General features: G+C 73.1%; 10 protein-coding genes. 5 read left to right on the forward strand and 5 right to left on the reverse strand.

From position 1 onward, the window contains the following. The first annotated feature begins 99 nt into the window (after positions 1-99). A complete protein-coding gene (locus tag ABT154_RS00545; RefSeq protein ID WP_351851025.1) occupies positions 100-930 on the forward strand; it encodes an oxidoreductase in 831 nt (276 codons plus the stop codon). Positions 931-1,018: 88 nt separating this feature from the next. On the opposite strand, the gene ABT154_RS00550 is transcribed toward ABT154_RS00545, so the two are convergent. Then, on the reverse strand, positions 1,019-2,302 hold the full coding sequence (locus ABT154_RS00550; protein ID WP_317875160.1) for an adenylosuccinate synthase: 1,284 nt from the start codon (positions 2,300-2,302) through the stop codon (positions 1,019-1,021). 144 nt (positions 2,303-2,446) lie between these two features. On the opposite strand from ABT154_RS00550, the gene ABT154_RS00555 reads away from it, so the two are divergent. Beyond that, positions 2,447-3,256: a diacylglycerol kinase family protein gene (locus tag ABT154_RS00555; RefSeq protein ID WP_351851028.1), complete on the forward strand. Its 810-nt coding sequence runs from the start codon at positions 2,447-2,449 to the stop codon at positions 3,254-3,256. Positions 3,257-3,365: 109 nt separating this feature from the next. Continuing rightward, positions 3,366-5,129, forward strand: a complete 1,764-nt coding sequence (locus tag ABT154_RS00560; protein WP_351851030.1) for a hypothetical protein — start codon at positions 3,366-3,368, stop codon at positions 5,127-5,129. On the opposite strand, the gene ABT154_RS00565 is transcribed toward ABT154_RS00560, so the two are convergent. Beyond that, the gene (locus ABT154_RS00565; protein WP_351851989.1) at positions 5,102-5,626 is read right to left on the reverse strand and encodes a GbsR/MarR family transcriptional regulator; all 525 of its coding nucleotides are present in this window, start codon (positions 5,624-5,626) and stop codon (positions 5,102-5,104) included. The two genes, ABT154_RS00560 and ABT154_RS00565, sit on opposite strands and share 28 nt — an antisense overlap. Before the next feature lie 71 nt (positions 5,627-5,697). Here ABT154_RS00565 and ABT154_RS00570 point away from each other — a divergent pair, with 71 nt between their 5' ends. Further along, positions 5,698-6,594: an ABC transporter ATP-binding protein gene (locus tag ABT154_RS00570; RefSeq protein ID WP_351851032.1), complete on the forward strand. Its 897-nt coding sequence runs from the start codon at positions 5,698-5,700 to the stop codon at positions 6,592-6,594. Then, entirely contained in the window at positions 6,591-8,162 is a 1,572-nt protein-coding gene (locus ABT154_RS00575) for an ABC transporter permease (RefSeq protein WP_351851034.1), read from the forward strand. The genes ABT154_RS00570 and ABT154_RS00575 overlap by 4 nt, the downstream gene beginning before the upstream one ends. A gap of 179 nt (positions 8,163-8,341) precedes the next feature. Here the strand turns inward: ABT154_RS00575 and ABT154_RS00580 are convergent, their stop codons facing one another. The 3 genes from ABT154_RS00580 to ABT154_RS00590 all read right to left on the reverse strand — a co-directional run bounded on the left by ABT154_RS00580 (position 8,342) and on the right by ABT154_RS00590 (position 12,691). Then, complete coding sequence (locus ABT154_RS00580) at positions 8,342-9,004, reverse strand: response regulator (protein WP_351851036.1); 663 nt, start codon at positions 9,002-9,004, stop codon at positions 8,342-8,344. Then, positions 9,001-10,314: a sensor histidine kinase gene (locus ABT154_RS00585; protein ID WP_351851039.1), complete on the reverse strand. Its 1,314-nt coding sequence runs from the start codon at positions 10,312-10,314 to the stop codon at positions 9,001-9,003. Before ABT154_RS00585 ends, ABT154_RS00580 begins: the two co-directional genes overlap by 4 nt. Before the next feature lie 100 nt (positions 10,315-10,414). Further along, entirely contained in the window at positions 10,415-12,691 is a 2,277-nt protein-coding gene (locus ABT154_RS00590; protein ID WP_351851041.1) for an FG-GAP repeat domain-containing protein, read from the reverse strand. Positions 12,692-12,718 lie beyond the last annotated feature (27 nt).

Consider the following 12,718-nt stretch of genomic DNA (forward strand, 5'->3'; position numbering starts at 1 on the left):
CGGACAACGCCCGCCTGCGCCAGGCTCGTTGAACACAGCACAGCGGAACACAGCACAGCGGAACACCACACCGCGGAACACCACACGGGGAGTACGCACATGGGCAAGGTCTGGCTGATCACCGGCGCCAACAGCGGATTCGGGCGCGCCTTCGCCGAGGCGGCGATCGGCGCCGGGGACGTGGTGGTCGCCGCCGCCCGCCGCACCGGGGCCCTCGACGACCTGGTCGCCGCCCACCCCGACCAGGTCGACCCGGTCGCCCTGGACGTGACCGACACGGCCGCCGTCGACCGGGTCGTCGCCGAGGTCGCCGCCCGCCACGGCCGTATCGACGTCCTCGTCAACAACGCGGGCCGCACCCACGTCGGTTCGGTCGAGGAGACCTCCGACGCCGAACTGCGCTCCCTCTTCGACGTGCACGTCTTCGGTCCTGCCGCCCTCACCCGGGCCGTCCTGCCCCATATGCGGGCCCGCCGCTCCGGCGCGATCGTGCAGCTCAGCAGCGTCGGCGGGCAGATGTCGATGGCCGGCTTCGGGGCGTACAGCGCGACCAAGTTCGCCCTGGAGGGCCTGTCCGAGGCGCTCGCCGCCGAGGTGAACCCGCTCGGCATCCGCGTCCTCATCGTGGAGCCCGGTGCCTTCCGCACCTCCCTCTTCGGCAACGGCAGCCTCAGCACGGGCACCCTCGCCGACTACGGGGGCACGGCCGGCGCCACCCGCGCGTTCGTCGAGGGCGGCGACGGCGGCCAGGCCGGCGACCCGGCGAAGGCCGCGGCGGCCGTCCTCGCGGCGCTGGACGCCGAGAACCCGCCGCTGCGGCTGGCCCTCGGCTCCGACTCGATCGACACGATCCTCGGGCACCTGGAGCAGGTCAGGGGCGACCTGACGGCCTGGGAGAAGGTCGGGCGGGAGACCGGGTTCGACGCGTAGGGGAAGCGGTACGGCGGGCGTACCCGCGGAGACACCGAGGGCCCGTGCCCCGTCGTGAGGACGGGGCACGGGCCCTCGGGCGTACGGCCTAGAGGAACGAGTTGATCTCGATCGTCTCGGTGCGGCCGGGGCCGACGCCGATCGCGGAGATCGGCGCGCCCGACATCTCCTCCAGCGCCTTCACGTACGCCTGCGCGTTCTTCGGCAGGTCCGCGAAGGTCTTCGCCTTGGTGATGTCCTCGGACCAGCCCGGCAGCATCTCGTAGATCGGCTTCGCGTGGTGGAAGTCGGTCTGCGAGTAGGGCAGCTCCTCGACGCGCTTGCCGTCGATCTCGTACGCGACGCAGACCGGGATCTGCTCCCAGCCCGTCAGCACGTCGAGCTTGGTGAGGAAGAAGTCCGTCAGGCCGTTGACCCGGGTCGCGTACCGTGCGATGACCGCGTCGAACCAGCCGCAGCGACGGTCACGGCCGGTGGTGACACCGCGCTCGCCACCGATGCGGCGCAGCGCCTCGCCGTCCGCGTCGAACAGCTCCGTCGGGAACGGACCGGCGCCGACACGGGTCGTGTACGCCTTGAGGATGCCGATGACCCGGCTGATCTTCGTCGGGCCCACGCCCGCACCCGTGCAGGCGCCGCCCGCGGTCGGGTTCGAGGAGGTGACGAAGGGGTACGTGCCGTGGTCGACGTCGAGCAGGGTGCCCTGGCCGCCCTCGAAGAGCACGACCTTGTCGTCGTCGAGCGCCTTGTTGAGGATCAGGGTCGTGTCGGCGACGAACGGCTTGATCTGCTCCGCGTACTGGAGCATCTCCTCGACGATCTGGTCGGCCTGGATCGCACGACGGTTGTACAGCTTGGCGAGCAGCTGGTTCTTGCCCTCCAGCGCCGCTTCGACCTTCTGGGTGAGGATCGACTCGTCGTACAGGTCCTGGACCCGGATGCCGACGCGGTTGATCTTGTCGGCGTAGGTCGGGCCGATGCCGCGACCGGTGGTGCCGATCTTGCGCTTTCCGAGGAACCGTTCCGTCACCTTGTCGAGCGTGACGTTGTACGGGGTGATCAGGTGGGCGTTGCCGCTGATCAGGAGCTTCGACGTGTCCACGCCTCGCTCGTTCAGCCCGCTCAGCTCGGAGAGCAGGACCGCCGGGTCGACGACGACACCGTTTCCGATCACCGGGGTGCACCCCGGTGAGAGGATTCCGGAAGGGAGAAGATGCAGCGCGTACTTCTGGTCGCCGACGACGACCGTGTGGCCGGCGTTGTTGCCGCCCTGGTAGCGCACCACATAGTCAACGGATCCACCGAGGAGGTCGGTGGCCTTTCCCTTGCCCTCGTCACCCCACTGAGCACCGAGCAGCACAAGTGCGGGCACAGGCGTACACCCCTTCCGGGTGGGGCATGTCCAAGGTCAGGGGGCGTGACGCCGCCTCACCGGTGTGCCCCGGAATAGACGAAGCCCCTGGCGCAATAGCGCAAGGGGCTCTTGCACAAAGATGCTACCCGAGGAAGGACCGAGGTGTCGGATCACGACCAGCTGCTGGTCATCGTCGACCCGGTCGCCCGCCGAAGTGACGGCGAGTCCGTGCGGATCGCGAAGGATGTACTGTCCGCGGGCGCGGAGGCGAAGATCTGCCTGCCGGACGGCCCCGAGGAATTCTCCAGAGCCCTGGCCAGGCGGGGATCCCGGCGTCCCGTGGTGCTCGGCGACGACCGCGCGCTGCTGCGGACGGTGGCGCTGCTGCACCGCGAGCGGGAGCTCTTCGGGGCGGCCCTCGCCCTCGTCCCGATCGGCGCTCCGGGCGCCCTGGAAGTCGCCCACGCGCTCGGCGTGCCGCGCTCCACGCCCGCCGCCGCGCGGGCGGTGCTGGACGGGGCGGTGCGCCGTCTGGACCTGCTGGTCGACGACAGCGACGGCGTCGTCCTCGGGGACCTGCTGGTCCCGGCCGCGCCGGTGCTCACCGCCGCCACCACCACCGTCTGGGGCACCTGCCGCTCCCTGGTGCGCACCCTGGTCCGCCCGGCCCCGACGGCCCCCGCGGTCCGGGCCCACCGGCTGCGGGTGGAGGCGGACGGGGTGCTGCTCACGGACGTCGACACCCCGGTCCAGGGACTGACGGTCCGCTCGGCGGGCGGCGCCGCCGAGGTGACGGTCCACCCGCCGGCGGCCCCGCCCCACCACACGACGGCCCACACCCTCACGGTCTCGGGCCCGGACTTCCGCTACCGGGCGGACGGGCGGCTCACGGGCCCGGTCCGCCGCAGGACCTGGACGGTCGGGGCGGGGGCGTGGGGGCTGACGCTTCCCCGGGAGATCCCGGGCGCTTAGCCTCATCCGTGGGGCACAAGTGACAGGTGGGGGGCTCGGGATGGCGTACGCGCTGGATCGGGAAGAGACGGCAAAGGGTCTGGCGCGGTACCGGGGGAGAGCCACCGAGATGACGGTCACGGGGGTGGTCCTCCTCGTGGCCGCCGTCGGCGTCGGGGTGCTGCGCCCGGGCGAATGGGCGACCTCCGTCGTGTCGCCGCTCGTCGGCCTAGGGATCGTGGCGCTGGTCATCGGCGTCGGCGCCAGGTCCCTCGCGCCACGGATCCGACACGCCCTCGGCACCGGAGCCTGGTCGGCGCACGCCGCCGTCCCCGTCGCCCGCACCTGGCACGCCGCGACCGTCGTCCTGTCCGACCCGGACAGCGGCGAGATGTGGCCGCTGACGGTCGTGACCACCCGGCAGCGGTACGAGCGGGTGCGGCCGGGCCCGGACGGCGTGCTGTGGTGGTGCGGGGACCCGCGTACCGGCGGGGTGCTCTCGCCGCCCGGCGGCGGGGAGCTGGTCTGGGCGAAGCCGGTGCGCGGCGGGGCCGCGCGGCGTCGGATCGTGGAGCGGGCGGTGCGGGCGGGCCTGCCGCACCGGGCGGTGCCGCTCAGCCCGCAGCGGCCGGTGGCCGCGGACGGCCCGCTCCAGGTCCCGGCAGGGCGGCCCGCCGCGCCGCTCGCGTCCGCCGGGGCCCTCGCCGCGCAGAAGGCCCGTCCCCGGCGCCGGTGGGGCCTCTGGCGCTGGGTGCTCCTGGCCGGCGCCGTCGCCCTGGGCCTCGGCATCTACGGCGTCGAGGCCGCGGACGACGACCGGCAGATCGACCTCACCGTCCTGAGCAAGCAGGCCGACGGCCACTGCACGGTCAGCTGGGAGGACCCCTTCGGCGGGGGCACGCGGACCGGCCCCTACCGGTGCACCAAGGATCTCGACCCGGTCCTCGAAGGCTGGGACACCGGCTTCGTCGTCTCGTACGGCCCCTGGAAGGGCGACCTGTACAACGCGGACTGGGAGGGCGCCCCCGCCAACAAGGTGAACGAGGCCTTCGGCATGTCCGGGCTGCTCCTGCTGCCCGTGGGGCTCGTCGGCGGCGCGGTGGGCCGGTGGCGCCGCACCCGTGCCGTACCCGTCCCGTACGTGTCCCCCGCGGGCGCTCCCCCGGTGAACCTGGTCAAGGCCGGTCACGCGCCCGCCGCCGAGACGCCGCCCTCCCCCACGTACGCCGTGCTCGCCGCGCACGCCGGGCGTCAGGCCGTCCCGCAGACCCGCACCCGCCGCCCCGAGGCGGACGTCCGCGAGGTCGTCTGGTGGCGGGTGCGGGGCCTCGGCCGGGGCGCCGGGGTGCACGAGACGCTGATCCTGGGTGCGGCCCTCGTGGTCGCGGTGTACGCCATCGGCGTCATCACGCTGGGCAAGCTCCTGCGCGCCGGCTACCTGCTGCTGACCTCGGGCCGCCACGCGGCCCGGATGCTGGCCCGCGCCGCGACCGCGCCCGTGCCCGTCGACCGCCGGTACGTCCTGCTGCACGCCCCGTACGGAGACGTTCCCGTCCTGGTGCTCTTCCCGGCCCACGGCGGGGCGGACGACCTGCCCGAGGCGCTGCTCGAACTGCTGCCGCCCGGCACGCGGAAGCACCCCAGGGCCGGGCTGCCGTCCGAGCCCACCGGCCGGGTGGAGCTGCGCGGCTGGCTGGACCGGGTGGACGACGGGCGGGCGGTGGTCGTGCCCTGGATCGAGGGGCGCCCGCTGTGGCCGGCGGAGCCGTACCGGGAGGCGGGCGGCGCGGAGTTCACCGCGCTCCTGGACCGGCTCGCGCCTCCCGCGACGGTCCGCCCGGAGGCGGGGGACGGGGAAGCCGGAGTTCAGAACTCCGTGCGCGACTCCTTGTAGGCCGACCAGCGGTCCATGATTCCCAGCATCTCGTTCTGGAGGAAGGCGAAGAACTCGGCCGTCTCGGCGATGCGGCGGCCCGCCACGGTGTCCGTCCCGAGGGTCGCGGCGCCCTCGTCGAGGACCTTCTCCCAGCGGGTGAGGACCTGGTCGCGGCGGGTGAAGGTCTCGTACCAGAGCTCGTTGTGGAGGACGTACCGCTCGCGGCGGGTGCCCGGGTCGCGCTCGCGGCTGACCATGCTGACCTGGCTGAGGTAGCGGATCGCGCCGGAGACGGCGGCGGGGCTGATCTGCAGCTGCCCGGCGAGTTCGGCCGAGGTCATCGAGGCGGTCTCGGAGGCGAGGAGGGCCGCGAAGACGCGGGAGGCCATCCGCTGCATGCCCGCCTCGGTCAGCTCGGCGGCGAAGCGCTCCACGAAGCGGGACACCGCCGCGTCCTCGCCCGTGGCCGCACCCGTACCGCCCGCACCCGCGCCCGCGCTCCCGCCGGTCGTCATCTCGCTCATCCCCCGACTTTATACGCTTCCATAACTTCACAACTTTGTGAAACCAGCGTACGTTCTGAAGTATGACCCAGGCAATCAGCGTCGCCGGACTGCACAAGTCCTTCGGGCGCACCCACGCGCTCGACGGCCTCGACCTGACCGTCGAGACCGGCGAGGTCCACGGCTTCCTCGGCCCGAACGGCTCCGGGAAGTCCACCACCATCCGGGTTCTCCTCGGCCTCCTGCGCCCCGACTCCGGCACCACCCGGCTGCTCGGGAAGGACCCCTGGCAGGACGCCGTCGAGCTGCACCGCCGCATCGCGTACGTCCCCGGCGACGTGACCCTCTGGCGCAACCTCTCCGGCGGCGAGGTCATCGACCTCCTCGGCAGGCTCCGGGGCGGCCTCGACAAGACCCGGCGCGCCGAACTGACCGAGCGCTTCGAGCTCGACCCCACGAAGAAGGGCCGCACCTATTCCAAGGGCAACCGGCAGAAGGTCGCCCTCGTCGCCGCCTTCGCCTCCGACGCCGAACTGTTCGTCCTCGACGAGCCGACCAGCGGCCTCGACCCGCTGATGGAGGAGGTCTTCCAGAGCTGTGTGGAGGAGGCCCGCGACCGGGGCCGGACCGTCCTGCTGTCCAGCCACATCCTCAGCGAGGTCGAGAGCCTCTGCGACCGGGTCAGCATCATCCGCAAGGGCCGCACGGTCGAGTCGGGTTCGCTCGTCGAGCTGCGGCACCTGACCCGCACCAGCGTCACCGCCGAACTCGCCTCCCCGCCCGACGGCCTCGCCCACCTCCCCGGCGTCCACGACCTCGACGTGCAGGGCCTCCGGGTGAAGCTCCAGGTCGACACCGACAAGCTCGACGCCGTCCTGCGCTCCCTGACCGCCTCGGGCGTCCGCAGCCTCATGAGCACCCCGCCCACCCTGGAGGAGCTGTTCCTCCGGCACTACGCGGCCGAGGTGACCGCGTCATGAGCGCCGTCCTCACCGGCACCGGCACCCTCACCCGGCTCGCCCTGCGCCGCGACCGGCTGATGATCCCGGTCTGGGCGCTCGTCACCGGCGGCATGGTCGCCAGCGGCGTCGGCTCGCTCGAAGGGCTCTACGGCACCGCCGCCCAACGCGCCGACCTCGCCGCCTCCATGACCGCGAACAGCTCGATGCGCGCGCTCTACGGCCCCGTCTTCGACGACTCCCTCGGCGGGCTCGTCGCCTGGCGGTTCGGCACCTTCGCCGCCGTCCTCGCCGCCGTCGCGAGCCTGATCGTGGTCGTCCGGCACACCCGCGAGGAGGAGGAGACCGGCCGTCAGGAGATGCTGTCCGCAGGTGCGGTCGGCCGCCGGGCCCCGCTCACCGCCGCCCTGCTCGCCGCGCTCGTCGTCAACGCCGCCGTCGCGCTCCTCGTCACCGCCGGGCTCGCCGGACAGGGGGCGGCCGGGGCGCTCGCCCTCGGCCTGGCCATCGGCGGCACCGGCATGGTGTTCGCGACCACGGCCGCGCTCGCCGCCCAGCTCACCGAGAGCGCCCGGCTCTCCAAGGGGCTCACCGGCGCCGCCCTCGGCCTCGCGTTCGTGCTGCGCGCGGCCGGCGACTCCGGGAGCGCGGACGGCGGCAGCTTCCTGACCTGGCTCTCCCCGATCGGCTGGGCCGAGAACGTCCGCGCCTTCGCCGGTGAACGCTGGTGGGTGCTGCTGCTGATCGCCGCGGCCGTCCTGGTCCAGGCGGCGGCGGCCTACGCGCTGACCGGCCGCCGGGACGTCGGCGCGAGCTTCCTCGCGACCCGGCCGGGCCCGGCGGAGGGACGGCTCGCGACGGCGGGGGCGCTCGCCTGGCGGCTCCAGCGCGGCACCCTCCTCGGCTGGTCGCTGGGCTACCTGGTCGGCGGGCTCGTCTTCGGCGGGATCGTCGTGGGCGCGGCCGATATCGTCGGCGACAACGAACAGGCCCGGGAGATCTTCGAGCGGATGGGCGGCCAGACCGCCCTGACCAGCGCCTTCCTCGCCACCATGGTGTCCCTGTTCGGGATGGTCGCGGCCCTCTTCGCGGTCGGCTCGGTGCTCCGGGCGCACGGCGAGGAGACCTCGGGACGGGCCGAACCCCTCCTCGGATGCGCTCTCGGCAGGCTCCGCTGGGCCGCCGGCCATCTGGTGATCGCCTTCGGCGGCTCCGCCCTGATCCTGCTCCTCAGCGGCCTCGGCCTGGCCCTCGGGTACGGGCACGACCTCAGCGCGGTCCTGGGCGCCTCGCTCGTCCAGCTCCCCGCGGTGTGGACCCTCGCGGCCCTCGCGGTCCTCCTCTGGGGCGCCGTCCCCAGGGCGGCCACCGCCGCGTGGGGCGTGGCCGGTCTCTGTCTGGCCCTCGGCTGGATCGGCCCGGCCCTCGGCCTGCCGCAGGCGGTCCTGGACCTCTCCCCCTTCGGCCATCTGCCGAAGCTTCCCGGCCAGGAGATGGCCTGGACCCCGGTGCTGCTCCTGACGGCCCTGGCGGTGGCGCTGACGGCGGCGGGTCTCACGGGGCTGCGGCGCAGGGACATGGTGGGCTGACGCCGCCGGCCGGCACCGTCGGCGGCCGGGCCCCTGCCAGGGCCCGGCCGCCCGCTCACTCGGTGTCGGTGTCGGTGTCGGTGTCGGAGCGCAGAAGTTTTTCCACAGCTGTGGACAACTTTTCGGGTTCCGGACGGACGCCCCACGCGGGTGGAGATCATCTCCTTGGCCGCCGCGCCTCAGCCTCCGACGCGCACCAGCCCCGCCTCGTACGCGAACACCGCCGCCTGCGTCCGGTCCCGCAGCCCCAGCTTCACCAGGATGCGGCTCACATGCGTCTTGATCGTCGACTCCGCGACGACGAGGTGGTCCGCGATCTCGGCGTTCGACAGGCCCTGCGCGATGAGCACCAGGACCTCCGTCTCCCGCTCCGTCAGCTCACCGATCCGCGCCATCGCCGGCGGGCGCGGGGAGTTCCCCGGCGCCTTCGCGAACTCGGTGATCAGCCGCTTCGTCACGGTCGGCGCGAGCAGCGCCTCCCCCGCCGCGACCACCCGCACCCCGTCCGCGAGCTGCCGCGCCGACGCGTCCTTCAGCAGGAAGCCGGAGGCCCCGGCGCGCAGCGCCTGGTACACGTACTCGTCCAGGTCGAAGGTGGTCAGGACGAGCACCTTCGCGTCCGCGTCGGCGGCGACGATCTCCCGTGTGGCGTCGATGCCGTTCAGCTCGGGCATCCGGATGTCCATCAGGACCACGTCCGGGTGGAGGGCCGCGACCTGGGAGATCGCCTCCCGGCCGTTGACGGCCTCCCCGACGACCTCGATGTCCGGCATCGCGCCGAGCAGCACCGAGAAGCCCTCCCGGACCATCACCTGGTCGTCGACGATCAGTACGCGGATCACAGCTCGGCCTCCTCACGGCTCACGGGGACGAAGGCCGCCACCTCGTAGCCACCGTCCTCGGTGGCCCCGGCCGTCATCTCCCCGCCGAGCATCGTCACACGCTCCCGCATGCCGGTGATGCCGTGGCCCGCGCCCGGCGAGGGCTTGACCAGGCCGCGCGCGGGACCGTTGGCGATCCGTAGGCCGAGGCCGCCGAGCACATAGCTGACCTCGACCTTCGCCGCCGCGCCCGGCGCGTGCCGCAGCACGTTCGACAGGGCTTCCTGGACGATCCGGTACGCCGAGAGCTCCACGCCCTGCGGCAGTTCCCGTACCGCTCCGGTCACCGTCTTCTCGACGACGAGACCGGCGTCGGCGACGTTCCCGACCAGCGTGTCCAGATCGGCCAGGGTCGGCTGCGGGGCGTCGGGGGCCTCGTAGTCCTCGGCGCGTACGACTCCGAGGATGCGGCGCAGCTCGGTCAGCGCGGCGACGGCGTTCTCCCGGATGGTGAGGAAGGCCTGCTCCAGCTCCGGCGGCGGGTTCTCGACCCGGTACGGGGCGGCCTCCGCCTGGATCGCGACCACCGACATGTGGTGGGCGACGACGTCGTGCAGCTCACGGGCGATGGTGGTCCGCTCCTCCAGGAGGGTCCGCTTGGAGCGTTCCTGCGCGGTGACGGTCTGCTGGGCGGTGACCTCGCGGTCGGCCTGTCGGCGGACCTGGAAGACGGTCACGGTGAGCAGGACCAGGGCCGAGACGAACACCATCGGGATGGCGTCGGTGCCGCCGCCCATCCCGAGGAACGTCTCGGCGAAGACCGCGTAGCCCGCCGTCCCGAGCCACATCCACACCGCGGTACGGGGCCGGGAGCGGGCGGCGACCACGGCGAGGACCACCAGGTGGGCGGCGAAGGAGTTCGCCGCCCAGGGCCAGCCGGTCCCGAAGCCGGCGATGTACCCGATGAACGGTGTCGTGCCGAGCGACGCCCAGAAGGCGAGGACCGGCCGGACCAGGGTGAGCAGCACGACCCCGGCCGGCGCGAGGGTGGCCACGAGCCCGATCGGGCCGACGACGCCGTTGTAGCGCTGCGTCCCGATGATGAAGACGATCACCGCCGCGAAGGCGACGACGGCGTGCGGCAGCAGCCCCGCGTACACGCGTATCCGCCGTGGCAGGAAGCGGGGCGGCCTGCTCTCCACGTCCATCCGCGGCAGCGGCCGGTAGGCGAAGGCGTCGTGGAAGAGTTCCTGGTGCAGCCCGCCGAGCGCCGCCTGCACCAGGCGGAACTCGGGGCTGCGGCTCGTCTCGGAGGTCTGTGTCTGGGTCACACCGAAACGGTACGGGCGGCGGGGGACCCGGTCGTCCCGCTGGATGCGGATCCTTCCGGGTCCCCCTTGAGGACTAGCGCGGTCCGGCCGGGGGCGCGCCTCAGGAGACGTTGCCGTACCTGAGGCCGTCGTACCTGAAGAGGTCCGTCGTCTGACGGGCTCGGAAGGGGCCGGTGACGGTGCCCGTCGAGCGGTAGACGTACGCGCCGTACTCGCCGCTCGTGCCGTAGGCGATCAGGTCGGGGCGGCCGTCGTTGTCGAGGTCGTCGGCGCCGACGAACTGGGAGTAGGCGCCCCAGCCGCCGCCGACCTTCACGCCGGGGGCGAAGCCGCCGCGGCCGTTGCCCTGGTACAGCCAGAGGACGCCGGAGGTGTCGCGGGCGACCAGGTCCCCGGCGGCCGTGCCGGCGATGTTCCCGACGGCGGTGATCTGGTTGAAGACCTGCCAGCCCCCGCCGACCCGGACCCGGGGCGCGTACGGCTTCGCGTAGTTGCCGGTCCCCTTGTAGAACCACAGGACGCCGGAGGTGTCCGCGGCCACCGCGTCGGGGCGGTTGTCGCCGTCGAGGTCCGAACCGCCGGCGACCTTGTTGTAGACCTGCCAGCCGGTGCCCACCTTCACCCGGGGGGCGAACGTGCCGTCGCCCTTGCCCAGGTAGAGCCACTGCACGCCGGAGCCGTCGACCGCGATCACGTCGCCGGTGGCGGCGCCGCCGGCGTTGCCGACGGCCTCGATCGTCTTGTAGATCCCCCAGCCCGAGCCGATACGGGTGGTCTTGGCGGTCCTGACCTCGCCGTAGAGCGGGGTGCGGTCCCTCAGGTCCTCGCGCCACAGCACACCGGCGGCGTCCCGGAAGAGGACGTCGGTGGATCCGTTGTCGTTGAAGTCGTGCGGGTTGTACGTCCGGGCGAGGTTCGTCATCCAGCCCTGGTAGGCGGGCTCGCCGGTGCCGTCGAGCAGCGTCGCCTCGGCCTCCACGGCGTACTTGCCGTTCGGCGCGTCCACGAACCCGGTCTCGTCCGGCGTCGACTCCTCGATGACGCCGTCCCAGCTGAGGGAGAACGTGGTGCCCTTCGCGGGGGCGTCCACCCGCGCCTTGAACTCCTTGCCCGTGGCGATGTGCGTGAGCGTGACGTCCAGGTAGGCGTCGGCACGCGACAGCGTCCAGGACAGGTTCACCCTGCCGCTGGTCGTGTCGGGGTTCACCGTGTCGGGGACGTGGACCTCCTGGATCGCCAGCGGGACGACCCGAACGCCCGTCTCCGCCACCTTGGTGACCGCCAGGGTGCCGTCCTGCGCCGTCGCGACCCGGAAGAGCCCGTCGCCCTCGTCGCCCCGGCTGCCCTGCAGCACCGCGCTGCCGTCGGAGGAGGACGCCGAGGCCGCGGTGGTGACGCCGAGGTCCTGGGACTCGCCGCTGCTGAGGGAGACGGCCCGGGCGGTCGACCAGCGGGCGCCGTACACCAGCCGGTCGCCCACGAGTTCGCAGAACCACGGTTCGGTGCGGGAGCCCAGCGCGGTCTTCTTCTCCTCGCGCGTCTTCCGGTCCACGGACGTGACGTACAGCCCGTCCTCGTCCGAGTAGTCGAGCCAGGCCACGTGCGAGGCGGAGAACATCAGCTGGGTGTAGTCGTACCCGGAGTCCACGGAGGCGTAGGTCTCGGTCACCGTCCCGGCCGCCGTGTCGACCAGGGCCCGGCCGCCGGTCCGCGCGTTCGCGGGTCCGGTCGCGTACCCGACGAGGACGGAGCCGTCACGGGCTGTCGAGCCGGTGAACTCGGTGGCGTCCGCGGGCAGTCCCGCGACCTTGCGGGTGGTCGTCGTGGCGCCGTTCCTGGTCACGACGTGCAGTTCCGCCGTGCCGTCGGCCTTCGTGATCTGCGCCAGGACGCTCGTCGGGCTCAGCACGGCCACGTAGTTGCCGTTCAGCGCGCCGAGGTCGATGTCCACGCCCGGGGCGGCCGGGTCGGCCATGTTCCGCAGGGTGAGCGACCGCATCTGCACGGTCCAGCTCTCGTCGCCGATGACGGCCAGGTCATTGCCCGCCAGGGCGAACCCGCCGCCCTCGGGGCGGTGGAGCCTGGTCGAGGGTCCCCCGTCGTACGGCGTCCAGATCAGGGACATGACCCCGTCGGCGTAGTCGTACGAGAAGAACCCGCTGGTGCCCACGCCCGCCAGGTTGTCGCCCTTGGGGAAGACGGGAAGGCCCGAGGCCTGGCCGGCCGCGGCCGAGGTGGCCGCGAACGCGGCCGGCGCGGTGGCGAGCGTGCCCGCGCCGACGGCCGTGACGGCGAGGACGGCCGTGACGGCGGCGGCGAGGCGGGTGCCGGTGGAGCGGAGCTGCAAGGTGAAACCCCCACGAGGAAGATCGGACACGGACGTCCTTGCCCGATCAGACCCGCG

This window comes from Streptomyces sp. NPDC001728 (assembly GCF_040297565.1).
GTDB lineage: Bacteria > Actinomycetota > Actinomycetes > Streptomycetales > Streptomycetaceae > Streptomyces.